Raw genomic sequence first — 18,888 nt, 5'->3', positions numbered from 1 at the left:
CCCGAGGGTGGCTTTATTATTAGGATGGGATATCTGTGGTTAATAACTGGCGGCATGCACTGAGCGCACGGCGCGGCCTGATGGGTCGATAATACCCCGTAAACTTTCATCCCATGCCAGCGCTTCTGGGGTAGAGCAGGCGACCGACTTGCCACCAGGAACCGTTTCGGCAGCACTTGGCAATGGATAATGCTCTTCAAAGAAACAGCGATAGAAGTAAGCCTCTTTGGTTTCTGGCGTGTTATACGGGAAGCGGAACTTCGCGTTGGCCAGTTGCAAATCGTCGACCTGTTCTGCGGCATGGGCTTTTAAGCCATCAATCCAAGAGTAGCCTACGCCATCGCTGAATTGTTCCTTTTGGCGCCAGGCGACTTCTTTAGGTAATTTATGTTCAAAGGCTTGGCGCAGAATGTGTTTCTCAATCCGGCCATCCTTAGACATTTTTGCTTCAGGATTAATGCGCATTGCCACATCCATAAATTCCTTATCGAGGAAAGGCACACGGGCTTCCAATCCCCACGCCGCCATGGCTTTGTTGGCACGCAGACAGTCGAATAGATGCAGTTTATCCAGTTTACGCACGAGTTCCTCATGGAAGGCCTGCGCGTTTGGCGCCTTATGGAAGTACAAGTAACCGCCAAAGAGTTCATCGGCACCTTCACCCGATAACACCATTTTGATCCCCATCGCCTTGATTTTACGCGCCATCAGATACATGGGTGTGGCAGCACGAATGGTGGTGACATCATAGGTTTCTAAGTGGTAGATGACCTCTTTAATCGCATCTAGCCCTTCTTGGAAGGTAAAGTTGATCTCATGGTGAATCGTTCCAATGGCATCAGCAACCTTTTTGGCCGCGATTAAATCCGGAGCGCCTTTTAAACCGACAGCAAAGGAGTGTAGCTGCGGCCACCAAGCGCCCGTTTCACCGTCATCTTCGATGCGGCGTTTGGCAAATGTCTGGGTGATAGCCGAGATCACCGATGAGTCTAAACCACCGGAGAGTAATACTCCGTAAGGTACATCGGACATCAATTGACGTTTTACTGCGGCTTCTAGAGCTTCACGCAGTTCTTCTTGGCTGGCGCCGTTATCTTTAACTGCATCATACTGTTGCCAATCGCGGGTGTAGTATTTCACTGCCGCAGCATCGCTTGAGTATAAGTATTGGCCCGGCTGGAATTCTTCCACCGTTTTACACACTGGCATCAGTGCTTTCATTTCGGAGGCGACATAGAAGTTACCTGCCGCATCTCGACCCGTGTAGAGCGGAATGATACCCATATGATCGCGGCCGATTAGGTAGGCGTCTTTGGCTTTGTCGTAGAGTACGAAGGCGAAAATACCGTTTAATTTATCAAGAAATTCAGTGCCATATTCCTGATACAACGCCAGAATGACTTCGCAATCTGAGTTGGTTTGATAGCTGTATTTATCGCCGAGTTGGGCTTTGAGTTCTTTGTGGTTATAGATTTCACCGTTGACCGCGAGGATAAGGCTGCCATCTTCGGTTAGCAGTGGCTGCGCGCCATGTTCAATATCGACAATGGCCAAGCGTTCGTGGGCCAAAATCGCTTTATCGCTGGCGTAAATGCCTGACCAATCGGGGCCGCGATGGCGCATCAGTTTGGACATTTCTAGTGCCACTTGGCGTAGCTCTTTCGCATCGGATTGAATATCTAAAATTGAAAAAATCGAACACATAATGCAACTCCTAAACCGCTGTATTTCATTTGAGGATGTCTCAATTGAGTATCAATGTGCCAGCGATTCGGGATTTTGCCAAATATTATTTTTGATGATTTGTTCGTTTTTAGGTGTTTTTTGTGAGTTTAATCTATATTGAAAATGGTTTTAATTGAAGTTTGTTTAATTAGTTTCGCTTTTTTATACACAAAGTGTTTTTTTGTGTTGATTGCTAGGCGGGATATTGGCAAATACATAATGTTCACTCAAGAAAATCCGTTTTTGAGAAAATCATGATAAATGTGAGCAAGATAGTTATCCAAGCGTCATAATCGCTGATTTTATAAGCAGCATATCGGCAGTTATTGCCCGTGTTGCTACAGTCAAGGTCAACAGTGAGCGTAAAGTGGGGCGGCTCATAAAATACTCATAACATAATAAGGCACCCTTCAAGGTGCCTTATTAGATTTTTTAGCGATTAATCCCTTTGCTTAAGCCGCTTACTTTGCGGTCGTGGCAAGTTCTGTTTTGGCGGGACGCAGGCTATTAAACTCAGTACCTTGATAGTAGCCTGGCCAATCTTGGCTGTTGCCTAAGCTGCGAGTCACTTGATAGTAAATTTCCAGATCTTGAATCGCACCACTCAAATCCCAGTCTTCATGGTATTCATCGCAGACATTGTGGTAGCAGCCCTTCATGGTCGCCTGCATTTGGGTCTTATAGTCCGCGGTTGCCACATCGATTGGCTCACTACCGCCACCGGCAAAAACCGCAGGAACGCCGAGTTTAGCGAAGCTGAAGTGGTCAGAGCGGAAGAAACCGCCCGATGCAGGATTCTTTTCACCCAAAGCAATGCGGTTTTGCTGTTTGGCGGCATCGATTAAGTAGTTTTCAAGCTCGGACTTGCCTTTACCGACGATAGTGAAGTCCTTGGTTTTTCCATAGATATTGGTGCTATCTAGGTTTAGCACTGCCACGGTTTTATCAATGGGGTAGATAGGATTAGCGGCATAATAACGTGAGCCAAGCAACCCTTGTTCTTCACCCGTGGTAGCGATAAAGGTCACCGAGCGAGCTAAGCCGTGGCCCTGTTTAGCGTTATCGGCCAGTTGTCTGGCGATTTCTAAAATGCCCGCAATGCCCGATGCATTGTCCATGGCACCGTTGTAAATTTTATCGCCTTCTTTACTGTCATCTTTGCCAATATGGTCCCAGTGGCCAGTAAACAGGATTTGTTCATCTACTTGCTTGGTGCCAGGAAGGGTGGCGACGACGTTATAGCTGTTGGCGTATTCCGCTTTGTTTTTAAAGGCGATGCTGGCCGTTTGCTCTAGGGATAAGCTAATTGGGCTATCGGCAGCGCGAGCCATGAGAGTAGGAAGTGATAGGCCAGCCTTTTCAAACAGTTTTGTGGCGGTATCTAAGGTTAACCAACCTTCAACTTGGACGCGGCTATCCTGCTCAGCTTTGCTGTGCACTAAATCCTGTTGTGGCCCCGTCCAACTGTTTTCGACAACAGACCAAGGATAAGATGCAGGCTCAGTATCGTGGATCAGCAGCGCGCCGAGTGCGCCTTGGCGGCTAGCTTCTTCAAATTTATAACTCCAGCGGCCGTAGTAGGTCATCGCTTTGCCATTAAATTTGCCTGAGTCTGGGCGGGCAAAACCGGGATCGTTCACTAAGATGACTGCGATTTTACCTTTCATATCCACATCTTGGTAATCGTTCCAGCCATATTCAGGTGCATTAACACCGTAGCCAACAAATACCAATGGCGCGTTTTCAATGTTAATACCACCGTTATCATGGCGACTACTGAGCACCAGATCTTGACGGTATTTAAAGGGTAATCCAGCTAGCGTGACTTGCTGTGCTTCATCTGCGGTATAGCTCACCATAGGCACAGGTTGTAAAAAGCTACCTTGGTAAGCACCTTTAAGTCCCATCTCTGCAAAGGCCTTGGATAAATAATCCAAGGTGAGTTTTTCACCCTGAGTGGTTGGGGCACGGCCTTCAAACTCATCGGAAGACAGGTTTTTAATATCGTCTCTAAAACGTGCTTCATTCATTTGCACGGGTTTCAGTGCGGCACTGCTGTTGGCATCGGGCTGGGCCGAGTTGGGGCTACAGGCACTGAGCAAGGCTAGTGCGCAAAACGGATACAAACGTCGCATAGGTTGATCCTACTGTTATTTTTAGGGCGTGTTTAACGCGAATATTGAAGGGGTATGTCGTGCCTTATCATGAAGCAAGCGACAATGGGGTACAAGGGAAGTCCAACGGCAAATATGTTACTTAATGTTAAGGTCAGTGGTGTTTCTCAGCACGCTAAGGTGCTGAGAAGCTGGCAGTTTGATGCTTAAACGACATCGATATCGCCGGCACAGGCGAAAACATGATTTGGGCGGAAAGGTTCTTTATCGATATCTTCAAGTTTACTTACGCCGCTGGTAACCAGAATGGTTTCAAGTCCGGCTTGGAAGCCCGCCAAGATATCGGTACGCATATTGTCGCCGATGATCACGGTATTTTCGGAGTGACCGTCAATATGATTGAGCGCCGAGCGGATAATCCATGAACTCGGTTTACCGACGTAGAAAGGCTTTTTGCCGGTAATACGCTCAATCGGTGAACACAGGGCGCCGCAGGCGGGGCTGTAAGCGGGGCCGTGAGTGTCGGGGTTGGTGGCGATAAAACGGGCGCCACGGGCGACAAATCCGGCGGCCTTATGGATCATATCCCAATTGTAGGAACGGGTTTCGCCAACAATCACAAAATCGGGATTAATGTCGGTAATGGTAAAACCAGCCTTGTAGAGCTCATGGGTGAGGGCGCCTTCACCGATAACAAAGGCTTTACTGCCCTCTTGGTGCTTTAAAAAGTCGGCGGTAGCCATGGCCGAGGTATAAAAACATTCCTCCGGGATGTCTATCCCCGCTGCGCTAAGGCGGTTTTGCAGATCTTTGCCTGTTTGTACCGGATAGTTAGTGAGAATGACAAGGGGATTGCCTTGCTGGAGAATGCGCTGGATAAATTTATCACTGCCGGGGATCAGCTTATTGTCGTGCAGGAGTACACCATCGATATCGCAGATAATATTTTTCATCTAATAATCTCTTTTATGCCGAACAAAATCACTTTTCGTTAGCTTATCTAATGCCACATTAGTCCATAAAACAATGGTTTTGTATGTCATAGCCCAAAAAAAAGAGACCTTTAAGGTCTCTTCTTCCAATATTCAGAGATTAATCGGGTGCGTAACCATTAGGTCCGATGAGCGTGCCATCAAGATAGGCTTGGCCGTCTTGCATTTTTAAGCGTTGATGGCTAAACCATTTCACCACTAGGGGGTAAATAGCATGCTCTTGCTCGTGGACACGCGCAGCGAGCATCTCTGCGGTATCGTCTTCATAAACTGGGACTTTCGCCTGTAAAATCACCGGACCAGCATCTAGCGCTGGGGTAACAAAATGCACACTTGCGCCATGTTCTGTTTCTTTGGCATCAATGGCACGTTGGTGGGTGTGTAATCCGGTAAATTTGGGCAGCAATGAAGGGTGGATATTGATCATGCGACCTAAATAATGATTCACGAATTCATCAGTTAGAATGCGCATAAATCCAGCCAACACGATTAAATCCGGTTGGTATTGTTCAATTGCAGCCATTAACCGTGCATCGTAATCAGAGCGAGATTCACCTGTGCGAGCAATCACGCAGCTGGTATCAATTTCACTATGATGGGCACGAACTAGGCCGTAGGCATCGGGTTTATTACTGATCACTCCGACAACTTCGGCTTGCAAATTATCGTCACAACCGTCGATAACGGCTTGCAGATTACTGCCATTTCCGGAAATTAATACAACTACACGACAGCTTTGGGGCATTACAGGATCTCCACTTGCTCTTCATTACCTTCGCGAGCAGCGATAGCACCGATAAGCCATGCTTGTTCGCCTTCCGCTGCAAGCAGCGCAAGTGCGGCATCCACTTTATCGGCTGGCAGCGCAACGATCATGCCTACACCACAGTTAAAGGTGCGGTACATTTCATATTCTGCAATGTTACCGTTTTCCATTAACCAATTGAAAACAGCTGGCCATTGCCATGAATCACCTTGGATAACGGCTTTGCAGTTTTCAGGCAGTACGCGAGGAATGTTCTCCCAGAAACCGCCGCCAGTGATGTGTGCCATTGCGTGCACGTCTGATGCTTCAATCAGCTTGAGCAATGATTTAACGTAAATTTTGGTTGGTTCTAACAGATGTTGGATCAATGGCTTGCCATTGAGATCCTGTTGAGGGTCCGCTTGGCTGACTTCTAATACTTTACGAATTAATGAATAGCCATTTGAATGAGGACCACTTGAAGCTAAGGCGATCAGTGCATCACCCGCGGCCACTTTACTCCCGTCAATGATGTCGGCCTTTTCAACCACGCCCACACAGAAACCTGCGAGGTCGTAATCTTCACCTTCATACATGCCTGGCATTTCAGCGGTTTCGCCGCCGATTAACGCACAACCAGATTGGAAACAACCTTCGCCGATGCCGTTAACAACAGAAGTTGCTGTTTCAACATCGAGCTTGCCTGTTGCGTAGTAATCGAGGAAAAACAATGGCTCAGCGCCTTGAACGATCAAATCGTTCACACACATGGCCACTAAGTCGATACCGACTGTGTCGTGTTTTTTGTAATCGATAGCTAAACGCAATTTAGTACCAACACCATCGGTGCCTGACACTAAAACAGGTTGCTTGTATTTAGTGGGTAATTCACACAATGCGCCAAAACCACCTAAGTTGCCCATTACCTCTGGACGACGGGTACGTTTAACAGCCGCTTTAATGTTATTTACCAGTGCATTACCAGCATCAATATCAACGCCAGCGTCTTTATAGCTCAGTGGGGTAGGAGTGCTCACGGAGGATCCTCTCGGGTACATCGTTATTGGATTTTTATGCGGCGGTATTCTATCAGCTTGTGCTAGGGGTCGAAAGTCATGATTTGGATTTATCAGTATCTCTGAAGTTTTTTTAGCTTCACAGGGGGATATTTCACATTTTCAATCTAGTGATTGGTCATAAAATAGTGTGTTAGTGGGCGTATCTTAAGCGATAAGTAATAATTCTTGCGATATTGCTCACGATTAGTCCGAATGGAAAAACTTTATGTTTTACCCAATAAACAAATCATCTAAAATCTGAAAAATTTGCCTAAGGTAATTCGCGAACAATAGTAGGAGAGAAAAATGAAAGTTGTCGAGGTTAAACACCCGTTAGTGCGTCACAAAATCGGCTTAATGCGTGAAGGTGACATTAGCACTAAACGTTTCCGTGAGCTAGCCGCTGAAGTCGGCAGCTTGTTAACCTATGAAGCTACCGCAGATTTCGAAACCGAAACTGTTACGATTGAAGGCTGGAATGGTCCGGTAGATGTGGATCAGATCAAAGGCAAGAAAGTGACTGTTGTGCCTATCTTGCGTGCGGGTTTAGGCATGATGGACGGTGTACTTGAGCATATTCCAAGTGCGCGTATTTCGGTTGTGGGTATCTACCGCGACGAAGAAACCCTAGAACCTGTGCCATATTTTGAAAAGCTGGCCAGCGACATGAACGAGCGTATTGCGCTGATCGTTGACCCCATGCTGGCAACTGGTGGCTCGATGATTGCGACTATCGACCTGCTGAAAAAACGCGGTTGCACGTCAATTAAAGCCTTAGTGTTAGTTGCCGCGCCCGAAGGACTCAAAGCCCTTGAAGCGGCTCACCCGGATGTTGAGCTGTATACTGCCGCAATCGACAGATGCTTAAACGAGAAGGGCTATATCCTGCCTGGTTTAGGTGATGCGGGCGATAAGATTTTTGGGACTAAATAATGTTCTGATGGCTTAAATGCTATCTCGATTTGACAAGGGGGCTTAGGCTCCCTTTTTGTTTTTTATGATTCCATTTTTGCCGACTCGTTCTACAGTTAACGATAAGATTAATTTTGACATAATGCGTTTTGCGCGGCGCAGTAGGTTTGCAATAAATCGATTTAACTCGGGTCATCATCGGGGATTATGATGGTTTCAAAACTAAGTTGGTCACTTGTTCGCCAATCTTGTTCATTGGCTACCTTGATATTTGTTGTGTTACTGCTGGTCCTTTTACCCTTGCGAATAGAGAAAGAACACAGGGCATTTGTCAAATTTGTACGGGCGAAACACGTGGTGCCAAGTTATTTAGAGTTGCTTGGTAAGAGCTTATCTTTACACGATATTATTGATTTTGATAGTGCGCTACTTACACCATTTAAGCTTGATTCCTCCCGCTTATTATTGCCTTCAGGCGGTGCTTTATCACCAGAAGAAGAGCTGATCCTGCGCTATTTTGACTATTTATATTCAAATAATAAGAATCCTGTCAGAAGTGCGTTTATATATATCGGTCTATACAAAAGTAATGCGCTATATTTTGCCTCCACGATTCCTGATGAGGTGAAAAGTCGCTTAATACACGAGAATTCTTTCACCAATGAGTTTTGCCAACGGCTGCATTATTGCAGTAAGGATGCCTCTGCTGACTCCTTAGTTGATGATATTGTGCTGTCCGTTCCTTATCGTGATGAAGTAACGGGAAACATTATTCTTTCTATGGCGGCGCCTATTTCATCCTCACATGCGCCTGAGCATCTTTGGGGAGATGTGATTGCTGATACATCATTTATGGCAACGGATTTTATGCAAAGAAAAGTGTTTGAAACTCAGAACTCGGCTTATGGCACTGAGATTGTCATTAGCGGAGATAGTTTTTGGACACGGATCACGCCCAACTTTCTGTTTTATGCTATGAGTAATCACTTAGATAATCAGAGTGTTTTAACATACAAAATCAGTACGTTAAGGTTTTTTATGCAATATCTGCCTCTTTGGTTATTGCTGTCGGGCTTAACAATTATTTTCCAACTTAAATTTATGCGTCTCAAGCAGTTACGTACTGAGCGTCAGCAATTTTCTGAAGCTATGCTGTTGGATCCATTTACGAAGACCTACAATAAAAAAATCTATGAAACACTTATTTTTAAGGCTGCAACTGCGTCTCAATATGCTGTGATTTGTATTGATGGCGATAAAATAAAAACGATTAACGACACCCATGGTCATCAATTAGGTGATTTGGCAATAATGCAAATTGTCGAAGCGATGCGAGCCGTTTTTCGAGAAAACGACATTATTATCCGTACTGGCGGTGATGAGTTTGTAGTGATTTTAGCCAACTGTCCTATTGATAAAGCACAACAACTTGCGGATAGACTTAAAGATAACATTCGGCAGCGACATTTTTTAAATATGCTAACTGTTTCTTGTGGTGTCGCAGATTCAATGGATTGCCTATCCTTTGAGGCGGTATTTCTGGCGGCAGATAAGGCGTTATACGCGGATAAGACACAAAAAAGATCCGATGATGAAAATGATGTTTTGCGGTAACGTTCTAATACTCAATGCTTAAATCCCTAGCATAAAAAAAGCGTGGCATTACCACGCTTTTGCTTATGTTTATATGTCTTTCCTACGCTTAGAGCACCATGGCGGCAATCCAACCAAATACTAACAGTGGAATATTGTAATGAATAAAGGTGGGGATCACGCTGTCGCGGATATGGTCGTGCTGACCATCGGCATTTAAACCCGATGTGGGACCCAATGTTGAGTCCGACGCTGGCGAGCCTGCATCGCCCAACGCAGCAGCAGTCCCGACTAACGCGATAGTTGCGGGTACTGAAAAGCCAAAACTTAGCGCCAAGGGCACATAAATGGTCGCAATAATCGGAATGGTCGAGAAGGATGAGCCAATACCCATAGTAATTAATAGTCCAACGACTAACATCAAAAAGGCGGCGAGGGCTTTATTGTCGCCAATCAGACTACTCAATGATGAAACTAGGGTGCCAACTTCACCAGTTTCTTTCACTACTGCGGCAAAACCTGCTGCGGAGATCATGATAAAACCGATATTGGCCATCATGCGTACGCCCTGAGTAAAGATATCTTGGTCAGCAACGTGTTTTAGTGCGCCAGAGAAACTAAAGATCATAAAGCCGACTAAAGCGCCGAAGATCATCGAATCAGTCTCAAGCTGTACAAATAAAGTTGCAAGAATTGCTAGCGCTGCGATAGCGATATTGCGCTTATTGAGCGTCTCTTCAGGCTCGGCACTGAGCACTTTAGTTTCATCGTATACCCTCGGCTTGCGATAGCTAACAAATACTGCGATCAATAAACCGACCACCATGCCCGCTGCGGGGATTAACATGGCAGGGGGGATTTGGTCACGCACAGCGACTAAGCCGTTGCTGGTGAGGTTTGACAGCAAAATATCATTTAAGAAAATACCGCCAAAGCCCACGGGTAAAATCATATAGGTAGTGACAAGGCCAAAGGTCAGCACGCAGGCGACCAAACGGCGGTCGATATGCAGCTTGGTCATCACATGCAGCAGTGGCGGCACGAGTATCGGAATAAAGGCGATATGGATCGGCAGGATATTTTGCGAGGCCATCGACATCACGAGCAGGGATAACAGCAGTAACCAGCGCACCCAATTAGTGTTGGTCGGATTAGGTTCTTGGCCAAGGCTTTTAATGATCGAGTTGGAGATCAGCGTCGTCAAGCCTGAATGGGATAATGCTACGGCAAATGCACCCAATAAGGCATAACTCAGGGCGATTTGTGCGCCGCCACCTAATCCTGTATTGAAGGCATCAATCGTTTGATGCAGATCCATTCCCCCGACTAAACCAGCAACGAGGGCGCTGATGGTGAGCGCTACCACTACATTCACCCTCGCCAAACTAAGGGCTAACATTAAACACACAGCAATGACGACTGCATTCATAGACAAATTCTTAATTCTGTAAACCAAAAGGGTTATTTTCGACTGCTAAGGCCGTGTCTGTCCAGTTTACCGAGCCTTAATCTGAAAAATATCTGAAAATGTGAATCCAGAGGGCTTTTAGTGTTAGATGAATGTGGGCTAAAGCGCTTATCAATGGCACAGATTGTTCTATCCTTAAGCAGTAACGTCAAAATGCCCTTGAAAAATGTGATATTGGTCTTAAATAGGTTGTAAGGCAAAACGCACGACTTATAATGCCTAAAGATTTGATTGGTAAGCGCTCTCAAATACACTCGCACAAATGTGCAAGCGTGTTTAAGGGATGTTTTACTTTTATAGTTAGTTCAACTCATAGATGGAGATATAAAATGAGCGTATTAGTAGGCCGTCCGGCTCCTGATTTTACTGCAGCAGCTGTATTAGGTTCTGGCGAAATCGTAGATAGCTTTAACTTAACTGCAGCCATCAAAGGCAAGCCTGCAGTGGTATTTTTCTATCCACTTGACTTCACTTTCGTTTGTCCATCAGAGTTGATCGCTTTTGATCACCGCATGGAAGAGTTCACTAAGCGTGGTGTTGAAGTGATCGGTGTGTCTATCGATTCTCAATTCACTCACAACGCATGGCGTAACACCCCAGTAGAAAAAGGTGGTATTGGCCAAGTGAAATACACTTTAGTTGCTGACGTTAAACACGACATCTGTAAAGCATACGATGTTGAGCATCCAGAAGCTGGCGTGGCTTTCCGTGGTTCATTCCTGATCGACAAAGAAGGTATGGTACGTCACCAAGTGGTTAACGATCTGCCATTAGGCCGTAACGTTGACGAAATGCTGCGTATGATCGACGCACTGCAATTCCACGAAGAGCACGGTGATGTTTGCCCAGCAGGTTGGGAAAAAGGCGACAAAGGTATGAACGCAAGCACTGAAGGTGTTGCGGCTTACTTAGCTGAAAACGCAAGCTCTCTGTAATTTGTAAACCTTTAGTTAGGTAAAAAGAAAGCTGCCTTTTGGCAGCTTTCTTGTTTTAGACAATTGTTGGTAAAGCTATGCTTCGCTATCCGAATCATCAGGTTCGTTGGTGGCTAAGAGTGGCCAGCCACCTAAAGATTTCCAGCGGTTGACGATATAACAAAAGAGTTCAGCAGTGCGCTCGGTATCGTAGAGTGCAGAATGGGCTTCTTTATTGTCAAAAGGGATGCCTGCCATAATACAGGCTTTTGCTAATACCGTATGGCCAATCGCTAATCCTGCCAACGTCGCGGTATCAAAAGTGGCAAACGGATGGAATGGAGAGCGTTTTAAGTCACAACGTTCAATAGCCTTACTCACAAAGCCATGATCAAAGGCTGCATTGTGCGCCACAATAATACTACGGTGACAATCAGATGCCTTTTGGGCTTTTTTAACGGCTTTAAATATTTCTAAAAAGGCTTCTTTTTCGCTGACCGCACCGCGTAATGGATTGGTGGGATCGATACCATTAAAAGCCAGCGCCTCGGGTTCTAAATTTGAACCCTCAAAGGGCTCAATGTTGAAATGCAGGGTTTTATCAATCCCGAGCACACCTTCATCATCCATTTTCAGTAGCGTGACGGCTATTTCCAGCAACGCATCGGTTTGAGAGTTGAAGCCCGCGGTTTCGACATCTATCACTACCGGAAAGTAGCCACGAAATCGGTGTTTCAATTTGTTTGCGTCGCAAATATCGCTCATTAAAGTACCCAAGAAAAATCACAGGGCGCTATTATGCTTAATGAACTAGGATGTGTCATGTTTGATTGCTGGTTTTATGAGCTAAAGGAACTAAAAAGTTTGCCGATAAAACCTCGTAACCGAATAAACACGAGTAAGGGCTATGTGGCGAAAACTGATATTAGTATCAATTTTATGCGTTCCAGCAACTGCAATGGCAGAGTTGCGCCACTATGTGGCCTCTTTGGGTGAATCCCAATGGCGAGTCAGTCAAAATAGTCCGATCGTGTGCCGTCTTGAGCATGATATTCCTTCCTACGGTAAAGCGATTTTTACCAGTGAAGCGGGTAAGCAATTAAATCTCAATTTCACTTTGGATATGTGGGTAAAACCTGATCAAGTGACCCAAGCCAAGTTGATGAGCCGAGCTCCCAAATGGCGACCAGGTGTGGTGTCAAAAGAAATCACTTCGTTACGTTACCAAAAGTATTTTAATGGTGAAGTGCCTAAACGCGCCGCGTGGTCCATGTTAAACGAGCTAAGCCGTGGTATGGAGCCGACATTTTACTATGCCGATTGGTATGATGAGTCCAATAAAATTGCTGTAGGGCTGTCGGCAGCGAATTTTGGCCGAAAATATGCTGAGTTTAAGGCGTGTTTATCGCACCTATTGCCTTATAGCTTTGAAGATATTGCTTTTACCGTGCTTAATTATGATGAAGGGGGAACGGATTTAACTCGCTTCTCACAGCAACAGCTTACGCGAATACAGGAATATTTGTCATACGATCCAGATGTAGAATTAGTATTAGTCGATGCTTATACCGATAGTTATGGTGGTCGTTCAGTGAATCAGAAAGTCTCGGACAAACGCGCTGAATCGGTAAAAGATTTCTTTGTCTCAAGTGGTATTCCGCAAGATCGAATTGTGACTGTGGGTCACGGCGAGCGGCGTCACGTGGCTTCAAATGATGATATTGAGGAAAGGGCGCTAAACCGCCGAGTTGTGATCCGCATTAGTAAGCCCCTCTAAATCAAAGCTTAACCTAACAATGCCAAGTCTACTGACTTGGCATTGTTGTTTATTGACGCTGTCTGTATTCGCCTCAAAATACTATGGCAATCTGTTGATTTAGATGGCAACACGCAGATAAGCGTCATTTATTGAGAGGCTCCAGTGGTTTTTATGTAACAAAAAATACTGAACGCCGATAAGTGTCGCTTGATGTTTGATTCTGGGTAAAAAAAAGCCCGCTTAATCTAAGCGGGCCGCAAAATAATGCATTTGCAATCAACAAATTGAAGGAAGGAAGTCAAGCATAAGAACCAGGGATGAACTGAAGTACTTAAAAGACATCAGTTTAAAAGTTCTTTGTTTTCAATATCCGCTAGCGGATATCTCCTGAAAACAAGCACATTTTAGTGTGTTGTTATTTGGCTAGCAAACGAGAAAAATTGCCTCGATACATTAGCAAAACTAATGATTGATTAAGTGATCTGCCTCACTTAAGTCACTATTTAGCATGATTAATAACTTGTCAGTCATAATTACTGCATAAAAATACACTTCAATAAGCTCATCATTGCTACCAGTTTGTTAAATCTTTCTTCTTCGCGAGAAAACCTCATCTTTTGCTACAGCATTGCCATGAAAAATTTTGCTTGTATAGTACTTGCTGCAAAAGAGCGTTAAGCCGGACATCACCAAAAGGACGATAAAAGATGGCATTAAGATTTCGCCTTGCCCAGCAAGGTTTATTAGTAGCCACATTGGGCATGGCGTTGGCCGCCTGCCAGAGTGGCAATACGCCAGAAGAGGCCGCACAGCAGGTCAGCGCAAACAAATTGGTTTACCCTGAAACGAGAAAAGACGCCTTAGTCGACACTCTTCACGGTGTTGCGGTGGCGGATCCTTACCGTCATCTTGAAGAAAACACGCCAGAAACCGAAAGCTGGGTAAAAGAACAACAGGCCTTTGGTCAGGCTTACTTGGCGAAGATCCCCAACAAACAAGCCGTGGTTGATCGTATCACTGAACTGTGGAACTACGAGAAGATTTCAGCCCCCTTCGAGAATGGCGATAACCAGTTTTATTACCGTAACGATGGTTTACAAGCGCAATCGGTCCTTTATGTAAAAGGCAAAGATGGCGTTGAGAAAGCCGTGCTCGATCCAAATAGCTTCTCAGCCGATGGTACCGTGGCGTTGTCTGGAGTATCGGTAAGTAATGACGGTAAGATTTTAGCCTATGGAGTGTCTAAGTCAGGCTCTGACTGGCAGCAGTGGCAGTTTATTGATATTGCCACGGGTAAAAAGCTTAAAGATGAACTCAGCTGGATTAAATTCTCCAGCGCGGTATGGGATAAGGAAAACCAAGGTGTTTTCTATGCCCGTTACGATGCGCCAGCGGGTGGGGATTTACTGGCCGATGTGAACTTTAATCAAAAAGTGTATTACCACAAATTAGGCACAGATCAGCGCCAAGATTTATTGATTTACGAACGCCCCCAAAACAAAGATTGGGGATTTGGCATCGATGTGTCTGAGCAGGGCGAATATTTACTGCTGTCGATTTCGCAGGGTACGGACAAACGTAATCGCTTTTTCTATAAATCACTGTTTGAACCTAAAGCACAGGTGGTGGAATTAATCCTTAACCTCGAAGCAGAGTATGAGTTTTTAGGTAATGACGGTTCGGTATTTTATTTTAAAACCGATTTAGATGCGCCTAACGGTAAAGTGATTGCCATTGATACCCGTAATAGTGAGAAATCGCAGTGGCAAACCATTATTCCTGAATCAAAAGATCCCATTAATAAAGTCGCCATTATCAATGACCATTTAGTCGTCAGCTATTTACACGATGTATTGGGACAATTATCGATTTTCAGTATGGGCGGCCAAAAGCGTCAAGATGTCACTTTACCAGGTAAAGGTAATGTCGCCGGGCCTTTCGGTAAGGCGAGCAAAGACTATTTCTACTATGTCTTTAACAGCTATATTCAACCCGAAACCACCTATAAGTTCGATTTTAAAACGGCAGAGTCGACCGTTGTGGCTAAACCTCAGGTGTCATTTAATCCCGATAATTATGTGTCTGAGCAAGTGTTTTATACCAGCAAAGACGGTACTCGCGTCCCGATGATGCTGTCCTACAAAAAAGGGCTGGTGAAGAATGGTCAAAACCCAACGCTTCTGTATGCCTACGGTGGTTTCGCGATTTCGATGACGCCGCGTTTTAGCCCCGCCAACATCGCATGGTTAGATATGGGCGGCATTTACGCCGTACCAAGTTTACGCGGCGGCGCGGATTATGGTGAAAGCTGGCATCAGGCAGGTATGTTCGATAAAAAGCAAAATGTGTTTGATGACTATTTTGCCGCTGCCGAATACCTGATCAACGAAAAATACACCAACACTACAAAGTTAGGCGCTTATGGCCGCAGTAATGGCGGTTTATTGATGGGCGCCGCGGTGACGCAACGTCCTGAGCTGTTTGCTGCTGTGCTACCAGCAGTGGGTGTGTTGGATATGCTGCGCTTCCATAAGTTTACCATTGGTTGGGCTTGGACTAGTGAATATGGCAGTGCAGATAATGCAGAGCAGTTTCCGGCATTATTAGCTTATTCGCCTTACCATAATGTTAAAGCGCAGGCTTATCCTGCAACTATGGTGATGACGGCTGATCACGATGATCGTGTGGTGCCGCTACACAGCTTTAAATTTGCCGCCATGATGCAAGAAAAACAGCAGGGCGATAAACCCGTGATAATGCGCATTGAGTCTAATGCTGGACATGGTGCGGGTAAACCAACCGCGATGAAGATCGACGAGTTTGCCGATATTTATAGCTTCCTGTGGCAAAGCTTTGGTTTGGCACTACCGCAAACCCTTGCAAAATAGCTAACTATGTTAATTAAATGGGGTCGTTTGACCCCATTGTTATTTACAAATCCCTCAATTGCGTTGAAACCCCTGCTATCCCTATCTATATCTTCATCGGGTCATTCACAAGTCTTGTTTCCCTAGGTATAGTAGCGTCAATTTTTCAACCAAAATCTACTGATTTCGCATGACGTTTAATTGGCCCATTTCAGTCTATTACGAAGATACCGACGCAGGTGGCGTTGTCTATCATTCGAACTATCTCAATTTTTTTGAGCGAGCGCGAACCGAATGGTTAAAAGCCTTAGGCGTAAGTCAGACTGCACTGTTGGCCGAGGACACGGCGTTTGTGGTTAAGCGGGCGGAATTGGATTTTAAAAAAGCCGCACGTTTTGAACAGAACCTTATTGTAGAAACTAAGGTCATAGAGTTGAAAAAGGCCTCGTTGGTATTTCATCAACGTTTGGTTGATCATCTGGGAGACTGTTATTGTGAAGGCACAGTGCTAGTAGCCTGTGTAGCCTTATCACGTATGCGGCCCCGAGCTATCCCCTTAAATATTGTGCAGGAGTTTGACAGTGCAAGCTGATATGTCGATTGTCGGGTTATTTTTACAAGCCAGTTTATTAGTGAAATTTGTTATGTTCACTTTACTTTGCTTGTCTGTAATGTCTTGGACGGTGATCTTACAACGCCGTAGTTTATTGACATCTGCAAAAAATAAATCGGCAAAATTTGAAGATAAATTTTGGTCAGGCGTCGATTTAAATCGTCTGTATAAAGAATTATCGGCTCGTCCAGATAATACGGGCTTAGAGTCATTATTTGTGACGGGTTTTAAAGAATATTCACGTCTAAATAAATTAAATAGCAAAGTGCCTGATGCGGTTATGGATGGTACTTCGCGGGCGATGCGTGTGACCTTATCCCGTGAATTAGAAAAGTTAGAAGCTAACTTACCGTTACTGGCAACCATTGGTTCGACTAGCCCTTATATCGGTTTGTTTGGTACGGTATGGGGTATTATGAATTCATTTATCGCAATTGGCTCGATGGAAAACGCAACATTAGCCATGGTAGCGCCAGGTATTGCAGAAGCACTGATTGCTACCGCTATGGGTCTGTTTGCGGCAATTCCAGCAGTTATCGCTTATAACCGTTTTGCGACTCAGGTTGAAAAGCTGGAAATCGGTTACGCTAACTTTATGGAAGAGTTTTCTAGCATCCTGCATCGCCAAGCATACAGTGAGAAGGAAGGCGTATAATGCAAGTCGGTTATCAGCGTAAACGTCGTCGCCCTGTTGCCGAAATCAACGTGGTGCCTTACATCGACGTCATGCTCGTGTTGCTGATTATTTTCATGGTAACAGCGCCGATTGTGACCCAAGGGGTGAAAGTGGAGCTGCCGCAAGGTGCGGCCGAAGTACTACCCGCGGATAGTAAGCCGCCGGTTGTGGCGTCTATTGATGCCGACGGTACTTATTTTCTTAATCAGGGCGGTTCCAATAACGAAGAAATGGAATTGGAAGAGTTAGCCACCGCCGTGGCGGCGATTATGGTGACTGAGCCTGAACGTCCAGTGGTGGTTAAAGCCGATAGAACTATTCCTTACGATAACGTGATCCAATTGATGGTGACCTTGCAACAGGCAGGCGTTCCCTCAGTCGGTTTGATGACGGATTCACCCAAGGAGAAATAGGTGGCGGATAATTCAAATGTTGCATTACCTCTGTCAATTTCAGCAGGTATTCATATTGGCGTGATAATTATTCTGGCCATTGGCATAGATTTCACCCATAAACCTGAACCTGTGCAACAAGTTAGCGCCCCTGCTGTAAAAGCTGTTATGGTTGATCAGCAACAAGTCGCTAATCAAGTTGAAAAGCTAAAGCAGGAAAAGCGCGATGCAGAGCGCCGAGAACGTGAGCGCCAAGCCGAACTTGAACGCAAAGCACAGGAAGCAAAGCAAGCCCGTGAGCGTGAACAAGCACAGTTGAAGAAACTGGCGGAAGAACGTAAGCAGCAAGAAATTGAGACCCAAAAGGCCAATGATGCCGCGAAAGCCGCGCAGGTGAAGCAGCAACAGGAAAAGGAAAAAGCACAAAAAGCCGAAGCCGATCGCAAGCAGAAGGAGCAAGAACGTAAACTTGCTGAAGATGCAGCTCAAAAAGCCGCGGAAAAACGTAAAGTAGAAGAGGCCGCTGCCGCGAAAGCTGAGGCAGACCGTAAGCAGAAAGAAACCGAAGCCAAGGCAAAAGCTGAGGCAGACGCTAAAGCCAAAGCAGAGGCAAAAGCCAAGGCTGATGCAGAGGCGAAAGCAAAAGCCGAAGCTAAGGCAAAAGCAGATGCTAAGGCGAAAGCGGATGCTGAAGCCCGTGCTCAGCAGGAGCAGGAAATGGCTGATGCGTTAGCCGCCGAGCAGGCAGCCTTATCGCAAACCATGAATAAGCAGATGCAAACGGAAGTCGGTAAGTATACCGCTATGATTAAATCAACGATTCAGCGTAACCTTGTGGTTGATGAATCGATGCGTGGTAAAACGTGTACTGTTTCTGTGCGTTTAGCGAATGATGGATTTGTGATTAGCAGTCAGACACAAGGTGGTGATCCGAATGTGTGTCGTGCAGCTAAAGCGGCGATTTTAAAAGCGGGTAAGTTACCAGTGTCTCCAGACCCTGCGGTATATAACTTGATGAAAGAAATTAACTTAATCGTTGAACCAACGTTTAATTAAAGGA

General features: G+C 45.4%; 16 protein-coding genes. 9 read left to right on the top strand and 7 right to left on the bottom strand.

Going from position 1 to position 18,888, the window contains the following annotated elements:
- Positions 1 to 39: 39 nt before the first annotated feature.
- From asnB to purM, 5 genes are all read right to left on the bottom strand, one after another.
- Complete coding sequence (gene asnB / locus SHEWPOL2_RS07795; RefSeq protein ID WP_037427511.1) at positions 40 to 1,704, bottom strand: asparagine synthase B; 1,665 nt, start codon at positions 1,702 to 1,704, stop codon at positions 40 to 42.
- Positions 1,705 to 2,186: 482 nt separating this feature from the next.
- Positions 2,187 to 3,860 (bottom strand): M28 family metallopeptidase, encoded by a 1,674-nt coding sequence (locus SHEWPOL2_RS07790; protein WP_037427508.1) that lies wholly within the window; start codon positions 3,858 to 3,860, stop codon positions 2,187 to 2,189.
- Positions 3,861 to 4,045: 185 nt separating this feature from the next.
- The gene (locus SHEWPOL2_RS07785; protein ID WP_037419391.1) at positions 4,046 to 4,792 is read right to left on the bottom strand and encodes an HAD-IIA family hydrolase; all 747 of its coding nucleotides are present in this window, start codon (positions 4,790 to 4,792) and stop codon (positions 4,046 to 4,048) included.
- Positions 4,793 to 4,931: 139 nt separating this feature from the next.
- Positions 4,932 to 5,576, bottom strand: a complete 645-nt coding sequence (gene purN, locus SHEWPOL2_RS07780; RefSeq protein WP_037427506.1) for a phosphoribosylglycinamide formyltransferase — start codon at positions 5,574 to 5,576, stop codon at positions 4,932 to 4,934.
- Positions 5,576 to 6,613, bottom strand: coding sequence for a phosphoribosylformylglycinamidine cyclo-ligase (gene purM, locus SHEWPOL2_RS07775; protein ID WP_023267860.1), 1,038 nt, complete (start codon positions 6,611 to 6,613; stop codon positions 5,576 to 5,578). Before purM ends, purN begins: the two co-directional genes overlap by 1 nt.
- 327 nt (positions 6,614 to 6,940) lie before the next feature.
- Between purM and upp the strand changes: the two genes are divergently transcribed.
- A complete protein-coding gene (upp, locus tag SHEWPOL2_RS07770; RefSeq protein ID WP_023267861.1) occupies positions 6,941 to 7,567 on the top strand; it encodes a uracil phosphoribosyltransferase in 627 nt (208 codons plus the stop codon).
- Between the two features lie 189 nt (positions 7,568 to 7,756).
- Positions 7,757 to 9,160 (top strand): GGDEF domain-containing protein, encoded by a 1,404-nt coding sequence (locus SHEWPOL2_RS07765; protein WP_086024005.1) that lies wholly within the window; start codon positions 7,757 to 7,759, stop codon positions 9,158 to 9,160.
- A gap of 88 nt (positions 9,161 to 9,248) precedes the next feature.
- Here the strand turns inward: SHEWPOL2_RS07765 and SHEWPOL2_RS07760 are convergent, their stop codons facing one another.
- Entirely contained in the window at positions 9,249 to 10,568 is a 1,320-nt protein-coding gene (locus SHEWPOL2_RS07760; RefSeq protein WP_037427504.1) for a Na+/H+ antiporter family protein, read from the bottom strand.
- Between the two features lie 368 nt (positions 10,569 to 10,936).
- Here SHEWPOL2_RS07760 and SHEWPOL2_RS07755 point away from each other — a divergent pair, with 368 nt between their 5' ends.
- Positions 10,937 to 11,542, top strand: a complete 606-nt coding sequence (locus tag SHEWPOL2_RS07755) for a peroxiredoxin C (protein WP_011623136.1) — start codon at positions 10,937 to 10,939, stop codon at positions 11,540 to 11,542.
- Between the two features lie 75 nt (positions 11,543 to 11,617).
- Here SHEWPOL2_RS07755 and rnt read toward each other — a convergent pair whose 3' ends face one another.
- Positions 11,618 to 12,286, bottom strand: coding sequence for a ribonuclease T (gene rnt, locus SHEWPOL2_RS07750; protein WP_037427503.1), 669 nt, complete (start codon positions 12,284 to 12,286; stop codon positions 11,618 to 11,620).
- 142 nt (positions 12,287 to 12,428) lie between these two features.
- Between rnt and motY the strand changes: the two genes are divergently transcribed.
- The 6 genes from motY to tolA all read left to right on the top strand — a co-directional run bounded on the left by motY (position 12,429) and on the right by tolA (position 18,884).
- Positions 12,429 to 13,298, top strand: coding sequence for a flagellar protein MotY (motY, locus tag SHEWPOL2_RS07745; RefSeq protein WP_037419408.1), 870 nt, complete (start codon positions 12,429 to 12,431; stop codon positions 13,296 to 13,298).
- A 689-nt stretch (positions 13,299 to 13,987) separates the two neighbouring features.
- Positions 13,988 to 16,168: a prolyl oligopeptidase family serine peptidase gene (locus SHEWPOL2_RS07740; RefSeq protein WP_037427501.1), complete on the top strand. Its 2,181-nt coding sequence runs from the start codon at positions 13,988 to 13,990 to the stop codon at positions 16,166 to 16,168.
- 169 nt (positions 16,169 to 16,337) lie between these two features.
- Positions 16,338 to 16,739: a tol-pal system-associated acyl-CoA thioesterase gene (gene ybgC, locus SHEWPOL2_RS07735; protein ID WP_037427499.1), complete on the top strand. Its 402-nt coding sequence runs from the start codon at positions 16,338 to 16,340 to the stop codon at positions 16,737 to 16,739.
- On the top strand, positions 16,729 to 17,415 hold the full coding sequence (gene tolQ, locus SHEWPOL2_RS07730) for a protein TolQ (RefSeq protein WP_037419415.1): 687 nt from the start codon (positions 16,729 to 16,731) through the stop codon (positions 17,413 to 17,415). Before ybgC ends, tolQ begins: the two co-directional genes overlap by 11 nt.
- On the top strand, positions 17,415 to 17,849 hold the full coding sequence (tolR, locus tag SHEWPOL2_RS07725; protein WP_037419420.1) for a protein TolR: 435 nt from the start codon (positions 17,415 to 17,417) through the stop codon (positions 17,847 to 17,849). The genes tolQ and tolR overlap by 1 nt, the downstream gene beginning before the upstream one ends.
- On the top strand, positions 17,850 to 18,884 hold the full coding sequence (gene tolA, locus SHEWPOL2_RS07720) for a cell envelope integrity protein TolA (RefSeq protein ID WP_037427498.1): 1,035 nt from the start codon (positions 17,850 to 17,852) through the stop codon (positions 18,882 to 18,884).
- Positions 18,885 to 18,888 lie beyond the last annotated feature (4 nt).

Origin of the sequence: Shewanella sp. POL2 (assembly GCF_000282755.1) — a bacterium.
GTDB lineage: Bacteria > Pseudomonadota > Gammaproteobacteria > Enterobacterales > Shewanellaceae > Shewanella > Shewanella xiamenensis.
Note: the sequence above shows the minus strand (reverse complement) of the source record. Positions and strands in the feature narration are given on the sequence as shown.

Bases quoted from the DNA above. Each gene is read 5' to 3' on its own strand.
- SHEWPOL2_RS07785 (WP_037419391.1), bottom strand. From the start codon at position 4,792: ATGAAAAATATTATCTGCGATATCGATGGTGTACTCCTGCACGACAAT.
- asnB (WP_037427511.1), bottom strand. From the start codon at position 1,704: ATGTGTTCGATTTTTTCAATTTTAGATATTCAATCCGATGCGAAAGAG.
- ybgC (WP_037427499.1), top strand. From the start codon at position 16,338: ATGACGTTTAATTGGCCCATTTCAGTCTATTACGAAGATACCGACGCA.
- rnt (WP_037427503.1), bottom strand. From the start codon at position 12,286: ATGAGCGATATTTGCGACGCAAACAAATTGAAACACCGATTTCGTGGC.
- purN (WP_037427506.1), bottom strand. From the start codon at position 5,576: ATGCCCCAAAGCTGTCGTGTAGTTGTATTAATTTCCGGAAATGGCAGT.
- SHEWPOL2_RS07790 (WP_037427508.1), bottom strand. From the start codon at position 3,860: ATGCGACGTTTGTATCCGTTTTGCGCACTAGCCTTGCTCAGTGCCTGT.
- SHEWPOL2_RS07755 (WP_011623136.1), top strand. From the start codon at position 10,937: ATGAGCGTATTAGTAGGCCGTCCGGCTCCTGATTTTACTGCAGCAGCT.
- SHEWPOL2_RS07765 (WP_086024005.1), top strand. From the start codon at position 7,757: ATGGTTTCAAAACTAAGTTGGTCACTTGTTCGCCAATCTTGTTCATTG.
- tolR (WP_037419420.1), top strand. From the start codon at position 17,415: ATGCAAGTCGGTTATCAGCGTAAACGTCGTCGCCCTGTTGCCGAAATC.
- upp (WP_023267861.1), top strand. From the start codon at position 6,941: ATGAAAGTTGTCGAGGTTAAACACCCGTTAGTGCGTCACAAAATCGGC.
- SHEWPOL2_RS07740 (WP_037427501.1), top strand. From the start codon at position 13,988: ATGGCATTAAGATTTCGCCTTGCCCAGCAAGGTTTATTAGTAGCCACA.
- motY (WP_037419408.1), top strand. From the start codon at position 12,429: ATGTGGCGAAAACTGATATTAGTATCAATTTTATGCGTTCCAGCAACT.
- SHEWPOL2_RS07760 (WP_037427504.1), bottom strand. From the start codon at position 10,568: ATGAATGCAGTCGTCATTGCTGTGTGTTTAATGTTAGCCCTTAGTTTG.